The organism is Ruegeria sp. CG11, assembly GCF_056537245.1.
This window is the reverse complement of sequence record NZ_JBQFRE010000012.1, coordinates 1-23669: the sequence shown is the minus strand read 5'-3', so window position 1 is coordinate 23669 and position 23669 is coordinate 1. Positions and strand designations below refer to the sequence as shown.

The 23669-nt window shown below is 58.9% G+C and carries 23 protein-coding genes; 7 read left to right on the top strand and 16 right to left on the bottom strand.

Annotated elements, in window-relative coordinates; translation table 11 throughout:
* Positions 1-27: 27 nt before the first annotated feature.
* The 4 genes from ACR0KW_RS18660 to ACR0KW_RS18645 all read right to left on the bottom strand — a co-directional run bounded on the left by ACR0KW_RS18660 (position 28) and on the right by ACR0KW_RS18645 (position 2553).
* Positions 28-996: an ion transporter gene (locus ACR0KW_RS18660; protein WP_480806323.1), complete on the bottom strand. Its 969-nt coding sequence runs from the start codon at positions 994-996 to the stop codon at positions 28-30.
* A 243-nt stretch (positions 997-1239) separates the two neighbouring features.
* Positions 1240-1671, bottom strand: coding sequence for a glutathione binding-like protein (locus ACR0KW_RS18655; protein WP_480806322.1), 432 nt, complete (start codon positions 1669-1671; stop codon positions 1240-1242).
* Entirely contained in the window at positions 1671-1958 is a 288-nt protein-coding gene (locus tag ACR0KW_RS18650) for a glutathione S-transferase N-terminal domain-containing protein (protein ID WP_480806321.1), read from the bottom strand. The genes ACR0KW_RS18655 and ACR0KW_RS18650 overlap by 1 nt, the downstream gene beginning before the upstream one ends.
* Positions 1945-2553, bottom strand: a complete 609-nt coding sequence (locus ACR0KW_RS18645) for an NAD(P)H-dependent oxidoreductase (protein ID WP_480806320.1) — start codon at positions 2551-2553, stop codon at positions 1945-1947. Before ACR0KW_RS18645 ends, ACR0KW_RS18650 begins: the two co-directional genes overlap by 14 nt.
* A 132-nt stretch (positions 2554-2685) precedes the next feature.
* Here ACR0KW_RS18645 and ACR0KW_RS18640 point away from each other — a divergent pair, with 132 nt between their 5' ends.
* Complete coding sequence (locus ACR0KW_RS18640; protein ID WP_480806319.1) at positions 2686-3057, top strand: winged helix-turn-helix transcriptional regulator; 372 nt, start codon at positions 2686-2688, stop codon at positions 3055-3057.
* Between the two features lie 37 nt (positions 3058-3094).
* On the opposite strand, the gene ACR0KW_RS18635 is transcribed toward ACR0KW_RS18640, so the two are convergent.
* Positions 3095-4015 (bottom strand): LysR family transcriptional regulator, encoded by a 921-nt coding sequence (locus tag ACR0KW_RS18635; protein WP_480806318.1) that lies wholly within the window; start codon positions 4013-4015, stop codon positions 3095-3097.
* Positions 4016-4135: 120 nt separating this feature from the next.
* Between ACR0KW_RS18635 and ACR0KW_RS18630 the strand changes: the two genes are divergently transcribed.
* Entirely contained in the window at positions 4136-6598 is a 2463-nt protein-coding gene (locus tag ACR0KW_RS18630) for a CoA transferase (protein WP_480806317.1), read from the top strand.
* A 58-nt stretch (positions 6599-6656) separates the two neighbouring features.
* Here the strand turns inward: ACR0KW_RS18630 and betA are convergent, their stop codons facing one another.
* Both betA and ACR0KW_RS18620 read right to left on the bottom strand, forming a co-directional pair.
* Entirely contained in the window at positions 6657-8393 is a 1737-nt protein-coding gene (gene betA, locus ACR0KW_RS18625; protein WP_480806379.1) for a choline dehydrogenase, read from the bottom strand.
* 5 nt (positions 8394-8398) lie between these two features.
* Positions 8399-8758, bottom strand: a complete 360-nt coding sequence (locus tag ACR0KW_RS18620; RefSeq protein WP_480806316.1) for a cupin domain-containing protein — start codon at positions 8756-8758, stop codon at positions 8399-8401.
* Between the two features lie 143 nt (positions 8759-8901).
* Here ACR0KW_RS18620 and betI point away from each other — a divergent pair, with 143 nt between their 5' ends.
* Positions 8902-9516, top strand: coding sequence for a transcriptional regulator BetI (betI, locus tag ACR0KW_RS18615; protein ID WP_480806315.1), 615 nt, complete (start codon positions 8902-8904; stop codon positions 9514-9516).
* 21 nt (positions 9517-9537) lie between these two features.
* Here the strand turns inward: betI and ACR0KW_RS18610 are convergent, their stop codons facing one another.
* From ACR0KW_RS18610 to ACR0KW_RS18590, 5 genes are all read right to left on the bottom strand, one after another.
* Positions 9538-11298 (bottom strand): SulP family inorganic anion transporter, encoded by a 1761-nt coding sequence (locus ACR0KW_RS18610; RefSeq protein ID WP_480806314.1) that lies wholly within the window; start codon positions 11296-11298, stop codon positions 9538-9540.
* Positions 11299-11383: 85 nt separating this feature from the next.
* On the bottom strand, positions 11384-13063 hold the full coding sequence (locus tag ACR0KW_RS18605; protein ID WP_480806313.1) for a bifunctional protein tyrosine phosphatase family protein/NAD(P)/FAD-dependent oxidoreductase: 1680 nt from the start codon (positions 13061-13063) through the stop codon (positions 11384-11386).
* 21 nt (positions 13064-13084) lie between these two features.
* The gene (locus tag ACR0KW_RS18600; protein ID WP_480806312.1) at positions 13085-13969 is read right to left on the bottom strand and encodes an MBL fold metallo-hydrolase; all 885 of its coding nucleotides are present in this window, start codon (positions 13967-13969) and stop codon (positions 13085-13087) included.
* Positions 13970-14015: 46 nt separating this feature from the next.
* On the bottom strand, positions 14016-14228 hold the full coding sequence (locus tag ACR0KW_RS18595; protein WP_480806311.1) for a YgaP family membrane protein: 213 nt from the start codon (positions 14226-14228) through the stop codon (positions 14016-14018).
* Positions 14229-14331: 103 nt separating this feature from the next.
* A complete protein-coding gene (locus ACR0KW_RS18590) occupies positions 14332-15003 on the bottom strand; it encodes a Crp/Fnr family transcriptional regulator (protein WP_480806310.1) in 672 nt (223 codons plus the stop codon).
* Between the two features lie 246 nt (positions 15004-15249).
* On the opposite strand from ACR0KW_RS18590, the gene ACR0KW_RS18585 reads away from it, so the two are divergent.
* The 3 genes from ACR0KW_RS18585 (at position 15250) to ACR0KW_RS18575 (ending at position 19093) form a co-directional block, all read left to right on the top strand.
* A complete protein-coding gene (locus ACR0KW_RS18585) occupies positions 15250-15864 on the top strand; it encodes a helix-turn-helix domain-containing protein (protein ID WP_480806309.1) in 615 nt (204 codons plus the stop codon).
* A 23-nt stretch (positions 15865-15887) separates the two neighbouring features.
* A complete protein-coding gene (locus tag ACR0KW_RS18580; protein WP_480806308.1) occupies positions 15888-17852 on the top strand; it encodes an oxidoreductase in 1965 nt (654 codons plus the stop codon).
* Positions 17853-18016: 164 nt separating this feature from the next.
* The gene (locus ACR0KW_RS18575) at positions 18017-19093 is read left to right on the top strand and encodes a hypothetical protein (RefSeq protein ID WP_480806307.1); all 1077 of its coding nucleotides are present in this window, start codon (positions 18017-18019) and stop codon (positions 19091-19093) included.
* A 117-nt stretch (positions 19094-19210) separates the two neighbouring features.
* On the opposite strand, the gene ACR0KW_RS18570 is transcribed toward ACR0KW_RS18575, so the two are convergent.
* The 4 genes from ACR0KW_RS18570 to ACR0KW_RS18555 all read right to left on the bottom strand — a co-directional run bounded on the left by ACR0KW_RS18570 (position 19211) and on the right by ACR0KW_RS18555 (position 22294).
* Positions 19211-20020 carry a MipA/OmpV family protein gene (locus ACR0KW_RS18570; RefSeq protein WP_480806306.1) on the bottom strand — a complete coding sequence of 270 codons (810 nt, stop codon included), beginning with the start codon at positions 20018-20020 and terminating at the stop codon, positions 19211-19213.
* A 221-nt stretch (positions 20021-20241) separates the two neighbouring features.
* Positions 20242-21039 (bottom strand): iron chelate uptake ABC transporter family permease subunit, encoded by a 798-nt coding sequence (locus ACR0KW_RS18565; protein WP_480806305.1) that lies wholly within the window; start codon positions 21037-21039, stop codon positions 20242-20244.
* The gene (locus ACR0KW_RS18560; RefSeq protein WP_480806304.1) at positions 21039-21779 is read right to left on the bottom strand and encodes a metal ABC transporter ATP-binding protein; all 741 of its coding nucleotides are present in this window, start codon (positions 21777-21779) and stop codon (positions 21039-21041) included. Before ACR0KW_RS18560 ends, ACR0KW_RS18565 begins: the two co-directional genes overlap by 1 nt.
* 2 nt (positions 21780-21781) lie before the next feature.
* A complete protein-coding gene (locus tag ACR0KW_RS18555; RefSeq protein ID WP_480806303.1) occupies positions 21782-22294 on the bottom strand; it encodes a Fur family transcriptional regulator in 513 nt (170 codons plus the stop codon).
* A 56-nt stretch (positions 22295-22350) separates the two neighbouring features.
* Between ACR0KW_RS18555 and ACR0KW_RS18550 the strand changes: the two genes are divergently transcribed.
* On the top strand, positions 22351-23469 hold the full coding sequence (locus tag ACR0KW_RS18550) for a zinc ABC transporter substrate-binding protein (protein ID WP_480806302.1): 1119 nt from the start codon (positions 22351-22353) through the stop codon (positions 23467-23469).
* Positions 23470-23669: the final 200 nt, after the last annotated feature.

Below are 23669 nucleotides of genomic sequence, written 5' to 3'. Positions count from 1 at the left end.
ACCAATTCTTCAGCGAAACTTGGCACCTTAATCCAGCGTTTCCTCCGGCAGCGGAAGGGCCTGACCACAGGTTTTGCACCGGCCTGCCTCAGATTGCGTCTCGGAATGAATCTGTTCGCGAATGTGATTTGCGGCGCGATGCGAAAGACCTAACTGCTTTCGCAGGGTCTCGATTTCCTTTTCTTCATCTTCGCAGATGGCGCCATCTTCCAGCGCCGCTCGAAATTCTCGCTCCATCCTTGCGCGGCGCCGGTGCAGCTGGTCGTTGAGGCCGCTGGCAAGGATCCCCGCTGGCACGGCCGCCATGCCAATGCCGATCACCGTAATCAAAGCTCCAAACAGTTTCCCGGCCACTGTGACGGGCGTCACATCTCCATAGCCTACGGTCGTCAATGTCGCCATGGCCCACCACATCGCCGCAGGGATTGATCCAAACGCTTCGGGCTGCGCGTCGTGCTCGGCGATCCAGGCGCCACTGGCGGCAAAAACCAGCATGACCATCAGAATGAAGAACCCGGCAAAAAAGGACCCGGCCTCTTCCTCGAAAACGGCAAACAACATCCCAAGCGCCGGAGAATAGCGGGTCAGTTTGAGTAGCCGCAACATCCGGAATGTCCGCAGGATGCGCAGATCCATCGGGAAAAACAGGTAGAGCAGCGCTGGCAATATCGCCAAAAGGTCGATCACGGCCAGCGGGGACTTGACCCAATCCAAACGGGATTTGTAGTTTGGATCTTCCGGCGCAACCCAAAGGCGCGCGGCATACTCGGCCACAAAAACTACCAGCGAAATCCCTTCGAACAGGTCAAGCGCAAGATGCCAGCGCGTGTAGATGGATGCTACCGTCTCCAGGATGACAGCGGTGACATTGAGTGAGATCAGAAGGATCAGCGCAATCTCAAGCAGCCATGGCCCGGTCGCACTGCGGTCGGGCCGCTCCAGCCACCAAAAGAGTTTCGCCCGCAGGCTTTTATGCTCCAGTGTCGTTTCACTCATGGCGATACGTCTTCCAGGCCCGGGTCTTGGGAATTGTTGGTGCTGACACTGCACTCTCCCCAAGATCAAGTTACCTATCCAAGAAGGCACATGACCTAGGATAAGGAAACAGGCGATGGCTGCAACGGTACGGAACATATGCTTGTCCCCGGTGCACGATCACATGACGCTGCTCCCAACACGGGACGGAACAGTTCGGGCCGATTTCCGCCATGATCGTTGGGATCTATGGCGGATTCGTCGTCAGTCTTTCCTGACATCCTCGGCAAACCGGGCCGCATTTTCCCTGGAAAACGCGCTGGCATCGGCCTCTGTATCCCAGAAATGCGGGTTTGCTTTCGGAATGGTAAGGGCCTTTTGCACCGCCGGGCGGGCATCGATCCGGTCAAACCAAGCCTGAAGGTGCGGCAGGCCTTCGACGCTGGCGCGGGCCCAGACATACGCACGCGCCCAAGGATAGATCATCATATCCGCGATAGTATATTCCCCTGCCGCCAGCCATTCGCGGCCCTCAAGGTGGGTGTTCAGAACCTCCAACAGCCTACGAGACTCGTCGACATAGCGTTTGATCGAAAACGGTTCCTCATGTCCGTTCGGGGCGGCGATATGCTGGAAATACATCGCCTGACCCATCATCGGGCCGACATGGCCGACCTGAAAGAACATCCATTGCATTACCTCAGACCGTTTAACCGGATCGGCGGGCAGAAACTTCCCGTATTTTTCGGCCAGGTGCCAAAGGATAGCCCGCTTTCGAAAATCGCCCGCCCCTCAGCCCGGTCTTCGATCGTTGGGATTTTGCCATTGGGATTGAGTTTCAGAAAATCCGGCGTTTTCTGCTCCTGCTTTGAAAAATCAATGGCGGTGAGGTCATATGGAACGCCCGCCTCCTCCAGAAAGATCACCAGCTTGTAGCCGTTCATGGTGGCCGCGGTATAGAGATGGATATCAGGTCGGGACATGTTCGGCCTCGGCGAAAACGGTGGTCAGGTGGGTGTCAAAGCGTTTGAAGTCTACGTCGATCTCCGGATTTTTCATCACGTCAAACGCGGCGAAGGTCGGCAGCTGCTGCATACCAAGGAACTTGGCGGTCAGATGCACCGGGCGCAGCAAGTCATCGACGCTGTCACCTGCAAAGAAGGGTTCTGACGGGTTTTCGAACGCCTCTTCCGGCGCGTTGAAGGTCACGGACAGCAAGTATCTTTTGTCCTTCAGCGCTCCGCCCATGCCGTAATTCGCTTTCGGCGCTTCAGTAGTGCGGCCATCGCCGTTGGCCAGGCGGCCGTTCATTCCGGCGGTGTAGACCTCGTCCATGTATTTCTTGAAAACCCAGGGGGTTCCCATCCAGTTCACCGGGAATTGCATGATGACCAAATCGGCCCAGACATGCGCGTCCACCTCGGCGTCAATGTCATAACCGTCCGAAATGGTTGTCAGGCGCACCGCATGACCCTTGCTTTCCAGCGCATCCCGCGCTTTTTGCGCCAGGCTTGCGTTCAACCGGCCCGGGGCGAATTCATAGGGTTGTGTGCCGTTGATGATCAGAACGTTGCTCATGTCTGGATCCTTGTTCCTTGACTCAGATGCCGCTTGACTTTGCGCGGCGACGTGATGAAGTTGTGTTCCCAATGGTGGAAATGCAACTAGTATACTTTTGGTAACCTTGTTCCTAAGCGATGGAGGTGCAGGATGCGGGCACGTCTCGAAGACGATGGCAAAGGGCGGCGACAGGTTTATGACGCTTGTTCAGAGCCTTGTCCGATTGAGCGTGGAATGCGGATCATCGGCGGGAAATGGACCGGGTCCATACTGTGGCATCTGAAGGACGGCCCGGTGCGCTTCAACGATCTGTCCCGTCTGATTGGAGGCGCCAGCAAGAAGATGATCACAGAACGCCTGCGCCAGCTTGAGGCCCACGGTCTGGTAAAACGCGAAGTGATGGATACCGCACCGGTCTCGGTCCAGTACGAGATCACCGAATTGGGTCGCACCGCACTTGGGTTTCTGGACGCACTGCGGAACTGGAGCGAGAGTCTGCCTCAGGGTGCGGTCGATACCTGACTGCGCCGAAGCGCGTCACGGATTGATTGCTTAGCCCCTACGCCATGCCTTCCAAATCTTCCGAAGTCGCCGTCTCGAACCAATCCGCCAAGCGCGCCAGAGCGCCCTCTTTATCGCGGAACGGTCGATGTTGCAGGAAATAGGAATAGTCTCGGTCGGAAATACTCGGCCCTAGCCGAAGAATTTCGCCCTTCGCAAGCGCTTGATCGACAAGACCATGCCAGCCCAGGCCCACCCCTTCTCCGCGCCGGACGGATTGCAACAGAAAAGGATAGGCGTCGAATTCGGATTCCCGATCAAAGGGCGGCGCCTGCAGGCCCATACGTTCGAACCATCCCTGCCAGGTCAGAAAGCCGGATTCCCTGACATCGAAATGCAGGAACAGCGATGGCGGCAGCTGAGAAATATTGTCCTTTGCTTCCGGGTGTGCGGCCAGGAAATCGGGGCTGCAGATGGGGAACACTTCGGATTTGATCAACGGGATGAACGGTCGATCCGGCAATCCAGCAGTGTCCCAAACCACGGCGGCGTCCAAACGGCTCAGGTCGATGTCACCCAGCTGGTCGGTTGTGACGACCCGCACTTTTGATCCGCCCAGATGCTCGCGAAGGTCCGAGAATCGCGGCATCAGCCATTGGTCGGCAAAGCCGAACGAGCAGGCCAGCGTCACCTCCTGCCGGTCGGCGGGCGCCGAAATCTCAGTCCAGACCTGATCCAGGTGGCCAAACCCCAAAGCCACGGCATCAGCCAGCCGCACAGCGGCGGCAGAGGGCACGATCTGATTGTTGTTGCGTTCGAACAGCACCTGCCCCAGCCGGCTTTCCAGCGTTGAAATATGCCGTGAAACAGCAGGCTGGCTCAGCCCCAGTTCCTCGGCGGCGCGGGACAGGCTGGCGCGGCGCACCGCGACCTCAAGAACCAGCAAGGCGTTCAGTGAACCAGAGATGGGACGTATCACTCTCTCCATAACAATTTGTTATATCGTGCATCATGTTTTGGCCAGTGTACTTTCAGCGGGTTTGCCTTTCATCTGTTCGTGAATCGCAAGCCCCTAACGAAAAATCTGTGTGAAACTCTCATGACCCATCGCCCACTATCCCACATCCGCGTCCTTGATTTCGGGCAATACCTGGCGGCCCCTCTTGTTGGCATGATGCTGGCCGACATGGGGGCCGAGGTCATTCGGATTGACCCACCAAACGGCCCCGCCTTTGACGACCCCGCCTTTCGGATGATCTCACGCGGGAAGAAAACCCTGACGCTGGATCTGAAAACGGATGAGGGGCGCGATACCGCGATCAAACTGGCCAAACGCGCCGATGTGGTGATCGAGAATTTCCGGCCGGGCGTGATGAATCGCCTTGGGCTGGGGCCGGATGTCTTACGGGCGGCAAATGACCAACTGATCTACCTCTCCATGCCCGGCTTTGCGTCGACCGATACCGAACTGGCCGCGCTGCCCGCCTGGGAGGCCGTGATCGCCGCCTATACCGGGCAATTCACCGATATGGGCCTGAATCGTCGACTGATGGGCATCAACCCGTCCTTCACACCGCTGACCCTGGCTTCGGCCTACGGCGCAAGCTTTGGCGCCATGGCCGTTCTGTTCGCCCTGAACGCGCGCGAGCGCAATGGCGGGGATCATATCGAGGTCCCCCTAGCCGCCGCGCTGCTAGAAGGCCTAATCTACAATTGCGAGCAGATCGAGGATTACCCGGAACGCTATAAGTCCCCGCGCGAGGTCGAACTGGATCGGCGCGCCGCCGAAGGCTTGCCGATGAATCTCGAATTCGATGAACTGTCCGAATTCCTCGACCCGTTCTACCGCACATATACCTGTGCCGACGGGCGGGGGTTCTATGTTGTTTCGGGGTCGGTCGCCACGCATCCGCGCCGGGTGCTGGAAACGCTGGGGCTCAAGGATCTGGCGGACGAGCTGCCCGATTTCTCGGCCTATCTGGACACCAAGGACTGGCCTGCGGAATGGTCAATGCGCAACTACCCGGTCGGAGCCTCTGATCGGGCGCGCGTGTCCTCGGCGATGAAAGAGGCGTTTCTGACCCGCCCCGCGCATGAGTGGGAAGAGCTGTTCGGCACCGCCAAAGCCCCGGCCACGGCGCAGCGGTTCAGCAAGGAATGGTTGGCTGATCCCCATGCGCTGGCCTCGGGTCTGGTTCTTCGGGTCGAAGATGCCCGCCACGGCGAGATGCGCCAGATGGGCAACGTGGCCTGGTTGTCCGGGGATGAGGCGGCGGCAGAAAAGACCGGTCCGACGACTGCTGATTTGGACGCATTGCTGGCCGATGACCCACGCGCTAGCGGCAATTCAGGCGGCGGCGGCTGGCTGAACGGCCTGAAAGTTTTGGATCTGACCAATGTCATCGCAGGGCCGACCATCGGGTCAACTTTGGCGCGCTATGGGGCCGAGGTGACGCTGGTGCAGCCGGTTGAGCCCTCGGTCGACCCTTGGAACACTGTGGTCTTTGGCATTCACGCCCAAAGGGGAAAGGAAAACATCCTGCTGAACCTGCGCAGCGACGAAGGGCAAGAGGTTTTGGCCAAACTCATTGCCGAAGCCGACGTGATAACGATGAACGGCACGGACGAGCAGCGCGATAAGCTGGGGCTAACGCCCGAACGTCTTAACGAGATCAATCCGCGTCTCATTCTGGTTCAGCTGGATGCGTTCGGTGGGCCGATGCGCGGGCCGAAATCGGACCATCTGGGTTATGACGATCTTGCGCAGGCGGCAACCGGTGTCATGGTGCGTTTTGGGGGCAGCATGGACACGCCCGAGGAACACGCGCATTTCGGAACCATCGACGTGTTGACCGGTTTCTGCTCCTGCGTGGCGCTGGGTGGCGCCTTGCTGCGCCTGCGCGAAACCGGAAAGGGCGGCATTGCACGGGCGTCTCTGGCGGGGGCGGGCAACCTTATCCAGGCGCAGTTCATGTATGACTATGACGGCCGCGCGCCCTTTGACGAACCCGCAGGCCGCGAGGCGCTGGGTTGGGGCCCGTTTTATCATTGCTATGAAGCGGCGGATCAGTGGATGTTCTACGCCGCCCCGACCGAGCGGAAGGCTGCGCTAGCCCGTGTACCCGATCTTGCCGATCTCGCAGAGGTGCCATCGGACGATCTGCACGAAGCGTTATCAGAGCGGTTCAGAACACGGCCCCTCTCGTTCTGGCAAAAGGCATTCTCCGAGGGTCAAAGCACGGTTGTCCCGCTCGCCTCCCTACATGAAACACGCGACAAGGCGCTACAGCTTGAAAGCGCGGGTAATATCGATTTGGCCGATGCAACTTTCCGCGTCATTCGCCATGATCAGCACCCGATGGGACGCTGGTGCGATCTGGTAGCCCCGAACGCGGTGCGGCCAAAGTCCGGACAGATCAGCATTCCGGGGCCTATGCCGAAATATGGGCAGCACACGCGGACCATTCTGGCACGGCTGGGTTATGAGGACTGGCAGATCGACGATCTGATCGCTGCTGGCGCCGTGGGCACGAGCTGGTCAGAAAAATACCTACCCGAATAACATGATCGAGGCGGCGGGTCCTTGCGGGCCCGCTTGCCGATCAGAAGGCGATGCTCGGTTATCGGTAAGTTGTGCCACCCGCAAGGTTACGTTCTTCGGCAAATAGCGCGCCGGTATCCTTGCCGCTCAGGTCCATATCAATTGTCCCCGACCTCTGACGGCTCTGCCAGTTTTCATCCACCATCATCGGCGCCGGATCGGCGGCGGGCAAGTTGGTGCCTTTGATCAGATCAGCGGCGCGTTCGGCCAGCATCAGCGTCGGCACGTTGAGATCTCCGGCCGTGGCCTGCGGCATGATCGAGGCGTCCACGACGCGCAAGCCGTCCATCTCGTGAACGCGCATCGTTTTGGGGTCGATGACGGATTGCGAATCCTCGCCCATCCGGCAGGTGCCGCAGGGGTGATAGGCGCTTTCGACCTTGTCCTTGATGAACTGATCGATCTGCACGTCGCTGTTGCAATCCGGTCCCGGAGCAAGTTCTTGACCGGCAAATGGAGCCAGGGCGGGCTGCTGGAATATCTCGCGCGTGAGGCGGACACAGGTGCGCATCTCATGCCAATCGTCCTCGTAGCTCATATAGTTGAACCGGACGCGAGGGGCACCCAGCGGGTCCGACGCATTCAGCCGCACTCTGCCCCGGCTTTTCGATCTTTTCGTGCCGACATGCACCTGAAACCCATGGCCCTTGGCCAACGATTTCCCGTCATAGGAAATAGCCAGCGGCAGGAAATGAAACTGAATGTCCGGGTAAAGGACACCAGCACGACTGCGGATATGAGCCCCCGCCTCGAAGTGATTAGTCGCCCCCAGACCATCACGGCGCAGCAGCCAGCGCATTCCGATCCGGGCTTTGCCCATCAGGCTCATATGCGGGTAGAGAGATACCGGCTGCGTGCATTCCTGCTGCACGTACAACTCCAGATGATCCATCAGATTACCGCCAACGCCGGGCAGGTCATGGACAACGTCGATCCCGGCCTGTTGCAGTTCACCCCCCGGCCCGATGCCCGACCGCTGCAAAATGACGGGGGACATGATCGAGCCTGCGGACAAGATCACCTCTGCCCCCCGCACCTGAACCCGGTGTCCCTTGTGGTCGTATTCAACGCCGACCGCTTTGCGCCCCTTTGTCAGGATGCGCGTTGTATGAGCGTGGGTCACGACCCGAACGTTGCCCCGCGCCATGGCCGGGCGCAGATAGGCAACAGCGGCGCTGCAGCGCTCACCCCCGCCGACATTCATTTCCATCGGGCCGAAGCCATCATGTTGAAGGTCGTTCATGTTGGCGCTGCGGGCATATCCGGCCTGAACGCCCGCCTCGATGAACGCCTGATACAGCGGGTTGGTTTCCAACCCCCTTGTCACCTTGATCGGGCCACTGCGCCCCCGAAACGCGCCCGCGTCCGATGCGCTTTCCAGTCGCTTGAAATAGGGCAGCACGTTGGCCCAGTTCCATCCCGTGGCCCCGTGATCCGCCCAAAGCTCATAATCCATTGGGTTGCCACGAACATAGCACATGCCATTGATCGAACTCGACCCGCCCAACCCCTTGCCTCGTGGCAGGTTCATGACACGCCCATCCAGATGCGGCTCGGGCTCGGTCACGAACCCCCAGTTGAAGCGTTTGGTATTCATTGGGATCGACAGGGCCGACGGCATCCGCACGATCATGGCATTGTCGCTGCCCCCGGCCTCAAGCACCAAAATGCGCTTGCGTATATCTTCGCCCAACCGGTTCGCCAGCACACAGCCCGCAGACCCTGCACCCACAATGATATAGTCGTAATGCTCCATCCGGTTCAGCGGATCATCGCCATGAATTTGACGACCGTTTCGGGCTGTTTCCACGTGCCTGTGAAGCCTTTAGGCAACAAGAATGCCTGCCCGGGACCAAACCTGTCAGAGCTGCCGTCTGGGTAGATCAACTCGACCGTTCCGGCGATCACGTACATGAACTCATCGTAGGCATAATCGACGATCTCATCCGTGTAGGGTTCGCATTTCCAGGTACCGACGCGCACCTCGTCCGAGGCACGATCGATCACGAGGTTTTCCCATTCCAACGGCACGGCCACCTCGGGCGAGCTCATGACCATCTGACGCGGGTCAGCCATCAGGGCATGTGCCCCGGCATCGGTCAGGTTGATTGCGCGGATCATTTGGACCTCCGGACTTGTGTTTCAGAACGGCTAACACTGATTGAACAGCCGTTCAACGTAATATTGAACAGCGGTTCAATGACGCCTCTGGCCTTCAGCCCAAGCGCCGTCTAAAACGACCCCAAGCCAGGAGATCTCAGCCCGTGTCCCGATTGTCAGATACTGAAATACGCAAACGACAGATCATTGAAGCCACCATGGACGTGCTGAATGATCAGGGGTTCTGTGCGCTGAAGATCAGGGATGTGGCGCATGAGGCGGGTGTCTCTGCCGGACTGGTCTGCCACTACTACGACACCAAACAGGGGCTGCTGCTGGCGGCGATCCGCCATGCGGTGACATCTTACGGGGAACAGCTGGACCTGATCGCGGAACAGGACACTCCGCCCCGGGACAAGGTGCTGGCGCTGGTGCGCATGGCACTTGCGCCCGAGCAGTCGAACAAGCGGCTGTCGTCGGTCTGGCTGACGCTCTATTGCCTTGCCGGGTCGGACGCCGAGTATCATCAGGAATTGCTGCGCTATCAGCAGCAGAACCTGGACGTTGTTCGCTCGGCCATTGCACCGCTTTATTCCGATGACGAGGCCGGGCATATTGCGCGCATGATTGTTGCTCTGATTGACGGGGTGTGGCTGCAACACGCTACCCGTGTTGAACCCATTGACCTGAATGCCGCGCAAAATCTGGTGGCAACCCTGACGGAACAGGCGCTTTCGGCGCGCCAGTCAGACAAAACGGACACTGCCCGCGCGACTTGATGGATGGCCCGGCGACGGGAGTTACCCGCCGACCGACGACAGCCTAGTCGCGCCACCCGCGCAGGTTTCACTGTGGGAAAGGCTTGTCCAGGCGTCATATTGTGAAAGAAACACCTGACCGTTCAGCACCTCGGGGAAATGCGTGCGGTTCAGCCTGTCCATAACTGGTCCCTTGACTTCGGACAGATGCAGACCAACCCCCATGTCGGTCAGCCGGTGGTTGATCGCCTCGAGGCTTTCGAGGGCGGAAAAATCCACCTCATTCACCGCCGAGAACATCAGCACCACGTTCCGAACCGCGCTTCCTTCGGTCACGCGACTTTGGATAAATGTCTCCAGAAAACGCGCATTCACAAAATACAGGCTTTCATCAACGCGCAGTGTCACCAGCGAAGGCACGGTTTCGACTTCATGGCGCAGGATGTTTCGGAAATGCTGGGTTCCGGGGACAAGGCCCACCTCGGCCACATGCGGACGCGAGGTCTTGTAGAGGTGCAGCAGAACCGAGATCGCCACGCCCGACGCCACTCCAACCTCGACCCCCAGCCCCAGCGTCAGCAGAATGGTTGCGGAAACGGCGGTAAAATCGGCGCGGGAATAGCCCCAGGTTTTCTTCAGGATGGACAGGTCCACAAGGCTGAGCACTGCGACAATGATGGTCGCCGCCAGCGTGGCCTTGGGCAGGAAGAAGACTAAAGGTGTCAAGGCGACCGCCGCGATGGCCAGACCGATGGCGGTAAAAGCCCCCGCCGCAGGCGTTTCCGCCCCGGCGTCGAAATTGACAACCGAGCGGGCGAAACCACCGGTCACCGGATACCCCCCGGTGAAGGCGGCGCCCAGATTTGCGGCGCCCAAACCAATCAACTCCTGATCCGGATCGATGCGCTGACGCTTTTTGGCTGCCAGAGTTTGCGCGACCGAGACGCTTTCGACAAAACCGATGATCGAAATCAGGATGGCGGGCACAGCAAGCGACTTGATCAGATGCGGAGAAAACCCCGGCAGGGTCAAGGGTGGCAGGCTTTGGGGAACGCTCCCGACGATCTGCACGCCCTCGGCGGCCAGATCGAACTGCCAGACGGCAACGGTTGTGGCGACCACGGCCGCGACAGGCCCGGCCTTGGTCAGGATATCGGCCAGAACCGGCTGTACTCCCAACCGGTTCAGACAAGGTCTGAGGTTCTTTCGCACCCAAAACAGAAACCCGGTCGCCAGGGTTCCGATTGTCACCGTGACCCAGTTAATTTCGGGCAAGTGCTGAAAAATCGAACCCAGCATTTCCGGCAGCGTATGCCCATGCGCGCTGACCCCCAGTATGTGCTTGACCTGACTGGTCGCGATCAGGATGCCCGAGGCCGTGATGAACCCGGCAATAACCGGATGGCTGAGGAAGTTGGCCAGAAACCCAAGGCGCAGAACGCCCATCAGCACCAGAAACCCGCCGGAAAGGAAGGCAAGCGTCAGCGCCGCAACCGCATAGCCCGCCGTGCCCTGCTCGGCCACTTGCCCGATGGCCGTTGCGGTCAGCAGCGAAACCACGGCCACGGGTCCAACCGCCAGTGCGCGGCTGGTGCCAAAGATCGAATACAGCACGATGGGCACAATGGACGCGTAAATTCCCGCCTCGGGAGGCAAGCCAGCCAGCAAGGCATAGGCCAGCGATTGCGGAATCAGCATGATCGTGACGATTAGCGCCGCAATAAGGTCGTTGGAAAAGGCGCCGCGCGTATAGGTTCGGCCCCAATCCAGAACGGGGACGTATTGGCGGATGTGTTCGATCATCTAGACTTTCCAGCGTTCAGAGCGGGCGGTGCTATCGGCACCACCCGCGTGTCGTTGCGCACAAAGTCGCAGGCAGACTTAATTCTTACTCTGGTGCGACATTCAGCTTCTCGGGCCGCGCCATCCATTCCTTGCCGCGCAACATGGCCTTCCAGTAGATCGGCGGCAGCAGGCTTTCCTTCAGAAACCATGCCATACGGCTTGGCTGCGTGCCGTCGATCAGGAAACGCGGAAAACTGGGTTTCAGCGCACCGCCATAGCCGAATTCGGCCAGCACGATCTTGCCGCGCTCAACCGTCAGCGGGCAGGAGCCATACCCGTCATATTGCGCCACAGCCGAACGCCCTGCGATGTCGGCCACTATGTTGCCCGCCACGGTTGGCGCCTGTTTGCGGGCCGCGGCGGCGGTTTTGGCATTGGGCGCATTCATCACGTCACCCAGCGACCAGATATTGTCATAGCTTTTGTGGCGCAGTGTCGATTGATCCACGTCGACCCAGCCTGCCGCGTCGGCCAGCGGTGAGACACGCACGAAATCCGGGGCGGTCTGGGGCGGGCAGACATGGATCATGTCAAACTCGACCTCGACCCTGCCCGGCTCGCTATCCGGTTTGACCACTTCAAAAACCGCCTTTTTGGCTGGCCCGTCGATCGACACCAGATTGTGGAAGAAATTCAGCGTGGCGCCGTATTTCTCGACATACCGCTCTAGCGCCGGGACATAATCCTTGACCCCGAACAGCACGCCACCCGCGTTCATGAACTGGATATCGATATCCTTCAGCGCACCGTTTCGAAACCAGGCATCGCCAGAGAGGTACATAGCTTTTTGCGGCGCACCAGCGCATTTGATCGGCATTGGCGGCTGTGTGAACAACGCTCTGCCCTCTTTCATCTCTTGCACCAGTTGCCAGGTGTAGGGCGCAAGGTCATAGCGGTAGTTCGATGTCACGCCATTACGGCCCAAGGTCTCTTCCAGCCCTTCGACCTTGCCCCAATCCAGCTTCAACCCGGGGCATACGACAAGGCGGTCGTATTTCACCACCCGGCACCCGTCCAGAACGACGGCGTTGTTCTGCGGCTCGAACGCGGCGACTGCGGCCTTGATCCAGTGAACGCCTTTCGGGATCAGGCTACCCATGGTTTTCGCCGTGGTCTGAGCGTCAAAGATTCCGCCGCCCACCATGGTCCAGCCGGGCTGATAGTAGTGAATATCGGCGGGGTCGATCACCGCGATGTCCAAATCAGGTTGCCGCGATTTGAGGCTGGCGGCGACCGAAATGCCGCCCGCGCCCGCGCCGACAATCACAACCTGAAAATGCGCGTCGCCTGTGTCAGTCGGGGTTTTCCCGCCATTGGCGATGCGGCGGGCGACGCCGTTCATGTCATAGCCTGCAGCCTTGGTGGCCATCAGGATCTCGGACATGGGGCGTTTCTTGGCCTCGTGAAACGACCACAGCGTCGCCGAGCGTGTTCCGGTCCGACAATAGGCAAGCACCGGGCGCTGGAGGTCCTCCAACGCCTCACCAAACGCTGCAACGTCCTGATCCTTCACCATGCCGGACTGAACCGGAACATAGCGCGCTTCGATCCCTGCAGCCTCGGCAGCTGCTGCGATCTCCTTGAACGATGGCTGGTCGGCGCCTTCGCCATCCGGCCGGTTGCAGATGATCGAACGATATCCCTGTGCCGCAATGACCTGTACGTCTTCGATCGTGATCTGCGGGCTGACCGTGAACTTGGGCGATATGGTACGAAGTTCCATGGCTCTCCTCCCTATTGCGGCTTACAACCCGTTGACCGGCACTTTAAGCATCGGTTTGCCGTCCGCGTCGGTCGGCACTTCGCCAGCCCGCATGTTGACCTGCAGGGAGGGGATAATGAGGTTGGGCATGGCAAGCGTGGCATCCCGTTCGGTGCGGAATCTGACGAACTCCTCTTTCGTCTTACCGCCGCCAACATGGATGTTGTGGGCCTTTTCTTCGGCTACGCTGGTTTCCCAGGCGATATCGCGCCCGTTCGGCCCATAATCGTGACACATGAACAACCGGGTTTCATCTGGCAGGGCCAGAACCTTCTGGATCGAGTCATACAGAACGCCTGCATCCCCACCGGGGAAATCGGCACGGGCCGAACCGCCGTCAGGCATGAACAATGTGTCGCCCACAAAGGCCGCGTCGCCCATCACATGCACCATGCAGGCGGGGGTGTGACCGGGCGTATACATGGCAAAGGCCTTCATCGTGCCGATCATGTAGGTGTCGCCATCCTCGAACAGCGCATCGAACTGCGAGCCGTCGCGCTGAAACTCGGTGCCTTCGTTGAAGACCTTTCCGAACGTATCCTGAACCACGGTGATCTTCGATCCGACCCCGATCTTGCCGCCCAGTTTTTCCTGAATGTACGGCGCGGCGGAAAGGTGGTCGGCATGGACATGGGTTTCGATGATCCACTCCAGCTTCAGTCCTTTTTCCGTGATAACCCGGATCAGTTCGTCCGCATGATCAAAGGTAATGCGGCCCGCCGCGTAATCGATATCCATCACGCTGTCGACGATGGCACAGGCGTTCGAACCCGGGTCCTTGACGATATAACTGATGGTATTCGTGGCCTCGTCAAAAAACGCGAAAACGTCCGGCTTTACGGCCATGTTCACGGGATAGGTTGTCATGTCTTTCCTCCTCCGGGTCGTATTCAGGGTGTGGCCAGCGTTTGAGTCAGCTGCAGTCGCTGCAGGTTTTCATGCCGATGATGCGGTAAAGGGGGCAGTTCCCCACAAAAGCCGTCAGCGTGAAGACCGCCGCGACGATCAACGCCAGCCAGAACAGGGCACCAGTGCCAAGCACGGTTGTTCCAAGCGCGGCATAGGCCAGGGCTGCCGCAATCACGAGGCGCAGGGCGCGGTCAATTTTTCCCATATTGCTGGTCATGTCTCACTCCATCGAGAATCAATGGAGGTTCAATCGCACAGCCGGAACCGGAGCTTTGGTGACTTGGTCACCAAAGCCGTGAAAAATCGTAAATCAGAAGAGTTCAGGCTGCGCTGGCGGCCTTTACCATATGTTCCAGCCCTTCGCGCTCGGTCAGGCGGACCTCACCTCGGGCCTGCTCGACCCAGCCGCGGCGCTGGAATTCGGAGAGAGTGCGCGAAACCACCTCACGCGCGGTTCCCAATTCGGTTCCCAGAATGGCGTGGGTTGCGTGTATTATGTTGTCTTCGTCGGCAAGCTCCAACAATCGCGCAGCCAGTCGCACGTCCATGCGTTGGAAAACGATGTCGTCGATCAATGTGAACAGGTCAGTGATCCGCCGGGAATAGGCGGTAAAGACAAACTCGCGGAACACCGTCGATTTCGCGACCAGATCGTCAAAGGTGTTTCGCGGAATGGCCACGGCGGTGATATCGGTTTCGGCGATCCCATCCGCCGAATAATCCTCGAACGCCAACATGCAGGCGGTGGTCAGGACACAGCTTTCGCCAGCATGAACCCGGTACAGAAAGACCTCTCGACCGGTATCCGATTTCTGCTGCACCCGAACGGTACCGTCCAGCAATAACAAAAGATTGTCCGCTGTCTGACCCGGTGCAAACACCTGAGTTCCCGCAGGCAGTGAGATGACCTGGCTGCCCGCAACAAGCTCTGCCCGAATGTCTTCGGGAAGACGGCTCAGACCTTTGAATTTGTCGATCCACGCGTGGCCCATGGCTTCCTGCTCAACTGTGTTTCTTTGAGATGCCCCAACAAAACGCATTCATCAATGTGAAAGCGTATCTGCCGCCTGTTGTAAACCTCTCAGCCCCCTGATTTCTTCCGCGAGGTCATCATCATACAACCCTTCAGACCCGCCGTGAGTGGCACAGGTCGATCCCGCTCGCTGGCTAGAATCAGTTGACAAAATTTATACTTGTAAATTATTTGTATCAAAATTTTACAAACCAGAGTGCTTGGAATGCCCAATCACTACGAAGGAAATGTGATCTCTGCTCCACTGGACATCGAGACAGTGGAAAGCTCCCGGTTTGATCCGCTGCTGGGGGAAGAGATCAGGGCGCTGCGCAAAGCGAAACGCATGACGCTTGGCCAATTGGGTCAGGCGACCGGCCTGTCCAACGGCTTCATCAGCCAGATCGAACGGGGCCAGAACCGCCCTTCGGTGACCGCACTGTTCAAGATCAGTCGCGCGCTGGGGGTGTCAGTGGGTTGGTTCTTTTCGACCTCGGATACCGCGAAAAAAGCCCATGTCGTGCGCCAAAAGGAACGGCGTTCCATCGAATATGATGACGGCATTCGCGACGAGCTGCTGACACCGGGGCTGGGCGGAAAGCTCGAGCTTTTGTCCTGCCGGTTTCCCCCCGGAAGCGGCGTCGAAACCGTGTATTTCCACGAAGGAGAAGAGGCCGGCGTTGTGGTCCGCGGCGCGTTGGACCTGTGGATCGGAGATACGCTGTACTACCTGAAAGAAGGCGACAGCTTTGCCTTCGACAGCACGACGCCGCACCGTTACCGCAACCCGACACAGGAAGACACCGTGGTGATCTGGGCGATCACACCGCCGAATTTCTGACCGCACCAGCCAGGAAACACCCGATGAGCCAAGCCGGTTTCCCCAACCTGTTTTCGCCAATCACCATCGGCAACCTGACCTTGCGCAACCGCATCGTGTCCAGCGGGCATGAGACCCATCTAAACGACAAGGGCCGTATCGGTGACCGGATGATTGCCTATCACGAGGCCCGCGCGCGCGGGGGTGCGGGGTTAATCGTCACCGAGGTCGCCTTGGTGCATCCCAGCGCAGTATTCGTCGCCGACCCGATCCGGGTGGACACGGATGAGTGCATTCCAGGCTACCGGCAACTGGCAAAAGTCGTTCATGGCCACGGCAGCGGTCTGATTGCACAGCTGTTCCACCCAGGCCGCGAAATGCTGGCTTCCGAGGATGGTACGACTCCGGTGTCTTATTCGGCCTCGCCCACACCGAACGAGCGGTTCCATGTGATGCCCCGACCGATGCCTCTGGAGATGATCGCCGAGGTGATTTCGTCCTATGGCGACGCGGCCCGCCGGATGCGCGAGGCCGGTCTCGACGGGGTCGAGATCGTGGCGTCGCACGGTTATTTGCCAGCGCAATTCCTCAATCCGCAGGTCAACCGGCGCGGGGATGCCTACGGCGGGTCACTGGAAAACAGGACACGCTTCATTCGGGACATTGCCGCGGATATTCGTGCCAAGGCGGGCAAGGATTTTGTCATCGGCCTGCGCCTGTCCGGCGATGAACGCAGCCATGAGGGCTTGGAGCAATCCGACATGCTCGAGGCTTGCGCAATAATCGCCGCAGACGGGGTGCTGGATTACTTCAGCGTCGTGGCCGGGTCCTCCGCCACGCTGGCCGGATCGGTCCACATTGCCCCTCCGATGTTCGAAGAGGTTGGCTATACCGCGCCGCTGGGTCAGGCCATTGGCGCGCGCACAGGCCTGACAACCATCGTTACCGGACGGATCAATCAGCCACAGGATGCTGAGAAGATCATCGCCTCGGGTCAGGCGGATTTGTGCGGAATGACTCGCGCGATGATTTGTGATCCGGACATGGCCATCAAGGCGCAAACGGGGAGGATGGATGACATCCGCGCCTGTATCGGCTGCAATCAGGCCTGCATCGGGCATTTCCACGCCGGTTATCCGATTTCATGCATTCAGAACCCGGTCAGCGGGCGTGAATTGCGCTTTGGCGCCCCCGCTTTGGCCACACCGAAACGCAGGGTGCTTGTTGCCGGTGGCGGGCCGGGTGGCATGAAGGCCGCCGCAGTCGCAGCCGAACGCGGGCATGAGGTTGCCCTTTTTGAACGGAACGCCCAGCTTGGCGGTCAGGCCCGGCTGGCGCAACTCTTGCCGCATCGGGCCGAGTTCGGCGGCATCATCACCAACCTGACGCGTGAGATGGAACTGGCCGGGGTCGACATCCGAAAGGGCGCCGAAGTCACCGAAGCCTCGATCACCGACTATGCCCCCGACACCGTCATTGTCGCAACGGGCGCCACCCCGCGTTGGCCGAAATTCGAAGGGCGCGATGACGCGCATGTCGTGGATGCATGGCAAGTCCTGCAAGGGGATGCAGACGTTGGCAAATCGGTTGTCGTCGCCGATTGGCGAGCCGATTGGATTGGCATCGGAATGGCGGAGCTTTTAGCGCAGAACGGTCACTCGGTCAGGCTGGCGGTCAACGGTTACATGGCAGGGCAATCCATCCAGATGTATGTCCGCGATGCCAGCATCGGGCGCCTGCACGGTCTCGGCGTGGAAACCCTGCCCTTCATGCGCCTGTTCGGCGCAGATGAGGACAGCGTCTATCTTCAGCACATCATGAGCAACCAAGCGGTGATCTGTGAAGGCGTCGACACGCTGGTTTTGTGTCAGGGTCACACCCCCCTTAACACTGTCGAGGATCTGGTCCGCGAACTAGGACTGGAACACCACCTGATCGGCGACTGCGTCGCTCCGCGCACCGCTGAAGAGGCTGTGCTGGAAGGGTTGCGGGCCGGGTTGGCAGTCTAGCCGAAGAAACGGTGCCAACCAGACCTCCGAAGCGGCGTCGGGCCTGATAGATAAGGGATATGAAAAAGCATAAGGGTCTGCGATCATTCAGTTGACCTAGGCAGATTTGGTCGGCGTTCGATCTGCCGGCTAGACGATTTTGACAATCATACCGGGATGGCTTGATGCGCTTATCAGGATTGCTCCTTCTGGTCATAGGCACCTTGACCGCAAGTATTGTGGCGACCCGACCGGCTGAAGCCTGTGCCGTGTGCATCGAGATGCCCGAAACATCCCTTGCTGATCACCTGCTTTCTGCGGATGCCATTGTGTTGGCCGGGCCAGGACCAGACAACCCGTTTATGTTTGTTCCAAAGGAAATTCTAAAAGGCACGACACAGGACATCGCAATGCTGCCCGAGATTCCCTTCCTGATCGACAGCACAACACGGGCCGCCTTTCGAGCCGATCCGCAAAAGGCCGTTCTTTTGACATATGGGGCCACGGACAAAGATGCTGCGGGGCGAAGCGTGTCGCGCAAATGGCGCAGGATTTTCATGCTCACCCCGGAAAGAACACGCTTTCTGCAGGTGCTGAATTCCGCAGAGGAAACCTGGCAGTTGGGCGATATCCGCTCAGCCGACCGTATCGCGTTTTTTGCCGCGTATATTTCGCACCAAGACAGAGTTTTGCGCGACACCGCGTTGATCGAAATCGACCGCGCACCGTATGACCTTGTTCGATCTCTGCGCATCAAAGTTCCCACAGAGCAGATGTTGCAAGAGTTCCGCGATATCAATCGTATCGGCTTTGTCCCTGTTTCCATCCGCCTGCTGGGTCTGCAAACAGGCGATACCGAGGCCGTCTCGATTGTTCGGTCACGTTATCAGCACGCATTGAATTCAGGCAGCAGCTACCTATACGAATGGACTTTGGCCGGGATCGAGGTGGATGGATCAAATGCGGTCGCGGCCATCGATGGCGTGCTAGGTACGGGCAACCGAAAATTAGAAGACCGGCGCGCGCTTGTTCGTGCTTTGGCTGAGGGCGGTTCAGTCTCACCAATGCTCCGAGGACAGATCATCCAGATTTTCTCTGGGATATTGAACCACGACAGCGCGTTGGCGTTGGATATCGCAATCGCGTCGCGCGACTGGGGTGAAACATTATTGGATGATCAATTCAAAGCGCTCTTGGAGCAGGAAGACACAGACCCGGCGACACGCTTTGTCATTGAAACCTGGCTTGCACCGCAAGAATGAACTGGCGTTGCGGAATTTGCTGACAGCCCGGCGGGGTAGAGATTTGCGGTGTCAAACGAATTACTACAATCGTAGCACCTTGCTCATCCCTGCCCGAGGCTTATGCGGGCGAAAGGATTAGAATGCGCGAGTGAACCCGACACCATAGACGAGCTGGTTGCGGTCACCGCGTTCCGAGACGATGGGACTGTCCTCAGCATCACCCAACAGGCGACTGTACAAAAAACCGGTGCCGACTTGCCATTCCCGGCTCAGAGGTTGGATGAACACGACACCAAACCGCAGATCACGCACACCCGAACCCGCGTCAAAGACGGGCAGCCCACTGGCCGCCGCGCCCGCAGGTGTGACCGAGAAATAGGTGCTCATATACTCGGAAGACCCAAAGGATGCCGCCGTGTACAGACCCAATGCCGCATAGCGCCCGACCGGGACCCATCTGTTGAAATTGACGGAGATCGTATAGCCGTCATTGTCGCCCCAAACACCATGCAAAAAGCTGGCGCCGACTACCCACCTATTCCGAGGATCTTTGCCCACATCTTCATAGGCCACGAAAGCACCCAGCTCGAGTGACCCGTCAACGTCCGGGAGTTCGGCGACGACATCGTCTTTCACATCCTCCCGGCCAAATCGGTACATGCCAGCAGGCCCAACCCGCCAATTGCGGTTTTCCAGCAGGTTTATCCTTGCATAGCTGACCTCAAGAGCAACGTAGCGTTGTTCGCCAAATGTATAGCGCGCGATCGGAGCGGCCCCGACAGTGGTTTTATCTGCCCCGATATATTCAGGATATGGCCCGATACCGAGCCCGACATAGGACGGCAGATAGGTTGGAGCCAGGGAAAGAAACTCTGAGTCCGCGGCCGCCACACTGGCAGTAAGGCAGAGGCAAAGAACACTGCGGCTTGGTAGGGGCGTTGGCAAGAGGGGCCTTCTTGAAACGTTTTTGGGTCCAATTGTGCCCGGTGTGGTTGACGCATTGAAAAGTGTCAACCTTTACAGCCTCGACTTAGTCACTCAACCCCAACCGCAGCACACAGATCGTACAGTGCCGCGGCGGCGACCACTGATTTACTACAACTTTAACCGACGCGCTCCTCACATCGAAACGCAGGCTTTGCCGAGTGCGCTCTGGCGCCGATGAGTTAGGTCTGGTGCCGTGTCTGCCAACCAACCAGACTGAAGCCCGCAAACAGTATTGCAGCGACGCAGACAATTGAAGGGCCTGCAGGTGTGTCAAACACGTAAGCGGCCCTCAACCCAGCGATGGCGGAAACCGCACCGATCATGGCAGCGATCAAAGCCATCGTTTCCGGGGACTTTGCCTGGCTGCGCGCGGCAGCCGCTGGAATGATCAGCATGGCCGCGATCAGCAGAACGCCCACCACCTTGATCGCCACAGCCACGGTAACGGCAAGCGCAAGCGTCAGGATCAACTGCTCGCGCTTAGGGTCAAAACCACTCGCATAGGCCAGTTCCTCATTCAGCGTAGCGGTCAACAGTTGGGACCACCGCCACGCAATCAACGCCACAACAAGCGCGGCACCGCCCCAGATCACCAACAGATCAGAGCGGGAAACCGCAAGAATGTCGCCGAAAAGATACGCCATCAGGTCTATGCGGACACCAGAAAGGAACGAAACCGCAACAAGACCGAAAGCAAGCGACGAATGGGCCATGACGCCCAAAAGCGTATCCATGGCATAGCCACGACCGGCCAACAGGGTCACGGTCAGCGCCATGACCAACGCCACAGCCAATGCGCCCGGGAAAATGGACATTTGCAACGCCAGCGAAAGCGCGACACCAAGGATGGCCGCGTGGGCTGTTGCGTCACCGAAATAGGCCATCCGGCGCCAGACGACAAAACACCCCAGAGGGGCTGCGGCAAAAGCTACGCCGACACCCGCAAGTGTGGCGCGGGTCATGAAATCATCAAGCATTATTCTGCGGCTTCCTGAGAGTGATCACAGTGGTCGTGATCGTGGTCATGATCATGACGGTAAAGCGCCAGCGCGCCGCCCGTACCGGTGCCGAACAGCGCCCGGTATTCCGGGGCCGAGGCCACAACGGCGGGGGACCCTTCGCAGCACACGTGGCCGTTCAGGCAGATCACCCGGTCCGAAGCACTCATGACCACATGCAATTCGTGGCTGATCATCAGAATGGCACAACCGGTTTCACGGCGCACATCTTCGATCTGGCGATAGAACGCCGCCGATCCCGGCTGGTCGAGCCCTTGCGTCGCCTCGTCCAAAAGCAGGATCTCTGGCCGATTGATCAGCGCGCGCGCCAAAAGCACCCTCTGAAACTGCCCGCCGGACAATTGTGACATCTGGCGCTGCAAAAGATCAGGCACGCCCGCCGTTTCCAGCGCCTCGGCGCAGCTTTTGCGTGAAACACGGTGAGTCAGACCCATGAAGCGCTCAACCGAGATTGGCAGGGTCGGATCGATATGCAGTTTTTGCGGAACATATCCGATCTTCAGACCGGGCTTGCGGGACACTTTTCCGACGGATGGCTTGGTCGCACCGATGATCGCCCGCAACAGGCTGGTCTTGCCGGACCCATTCGGGCCGACGATGGTCACGATCTCTCCGGGCTCGATGGCCATGTCCACATGACTCAGAACGGTATTTGCGCCATAGCGCACGCTGAGGTTCTCAACGGTGATCAGGGTCATCTCTACGCCTTTTTGGTGCAGTCGGGGCAGATTCCCTCGGCTTCTACAACCGTTCGCTCGATCTCGAAACCCGCCGCACGCGCCGCCGCGCCCAAAACACCTTTCGCCGGAGCGGACTGAGCCTCGGCCACTGCATCACACTTTCTGCAGATCATGAAGGCGGGGGAATGCGCAGCACCGGGATGAGAGCAGGCGACAAACGCGTTCAAACGTTCGATCTTGTGCACGAACCCGTTCTGGACAAGGAAATCAAGCGCGCGATAGGCGACCGGCGGTTGAGATCCAAACCCTTCGTCCCGCAAACGATCAAGGATGGCATAGGCGCCAAGTGCCCGATGTTCCTGTAGCAACATCTCCAGAACCTCGCGCCGAACCGGGGTCAGACGCAGCCCTTCCTCTTTGCAGCGAGCTTCCGCTGTCGCCAGTGCAGTTTCGACGCAATGTTCGTGGTCATGTTTCTGGAACCCGACCGGGGCCGTCTCGTCGTCCGGTATGGGGTGCGTGTCACTTGTCATGTTATTCCATATCATGTATGCGGCTCGTAACGTTATAAAATCACACAGAGGGTCTGATGTCCAGAAAGCTTCTCCCAGTATCGATCTCAGCTGCACTTTTGGGTGGAACGGCCATGGCGGAAGTTCCGAACGTCGCGGTCGATATCGCACCGGTTCATTCGCTGGTGGCCCGGGTCATGGAAGGTGTTGGGACACCTGATCTGATTGTTCCGCCCGGCGCCTCGCCGCATGAATACAACCTGCGCCCCTCGGAAGCCGCTGCATTGCAAGAGGCTGATCTGGTGTTCTGGATCGGTGAAGACCTGACGCCGTGGATGGAAGGTGCAATAGATACGCTGGCCAGCGGCGCAACCGTCACCTCATTGCTGGAATCGGACGGAACGGTTCGACTGGACTTCCGTGAAAACGCCCTGTTCGAGGCGCATGAACATGGTGACGAAGACGACCATGGGCATGATGAACATGCTGAAGGCGAGGACCATGACGATCATGGTCATGAGGAACATGCCGAAGACAAGGATCATGACGACCACGATCATGAAGATCACGGTCATGACGAAGAGCACGCGCATGAAGAAGAGGATCACGAAAAGCATGACGAGCATGGCCACGAAGATCACGCCGATCATGCTGGGCATGATGACCATGAAGGACATGAACATGGCGACCATGATCCCCACGCTTGGCTGTCTCCGGCAAACGCAGAAACCTGGCTGAATACGATCGCGGCGCAACTGTCGGCCGCAGACCCGGACAACGCGGGCGCGTATTTTGCAAACGCTGCCGCCGCGCGCGAGGAGATGGCAGCGCTGTCCGCCAAAGTTTCCGAGACACTGGAGCCGGTTCGTGGCGGCAGTTTCATCGTGTTCCACGACGCCTACCAATATTTCGAGAACGCGTTCGACTTCCCGGCCTCAGGCGCAATTTCAATCGGTGACGCGGCCGACCCAAGCCCGGCACGCATCGCCGAGATTCAGGGCCGCATCCGCGAAGAGGGTGTCAATTGTGTGTTGGCAGAACCGCAGTTCAACCCTGGAATTGTGGACACCGTGCTGGACGGGACCAAAGCCAAAACAGGCGTGATCGATCCGCTCGGGTCCGATCTTGAACCCGGCGCGGCGCTGTACCCGCAAGTCATCCGCAACATGGCCAAGACACTGGCCGATTGCCTCTAATTGTCAGGAACAGCCCGGTCGAAATTGAAACATCGGCCGGGTCAATCTCGGTTGTGTCGCAAACTTTCAGAGAGCCAAAGCCAACGTCTAGCTGGGCATACTTTTCCTGCGATCTCCGCAAACATCCGAAATCCAGAAGCTGTCGCGGTTGGAAATAGCCGTTTTCGGATCATGTTGGCCACTTTGATACCTTCCAACGT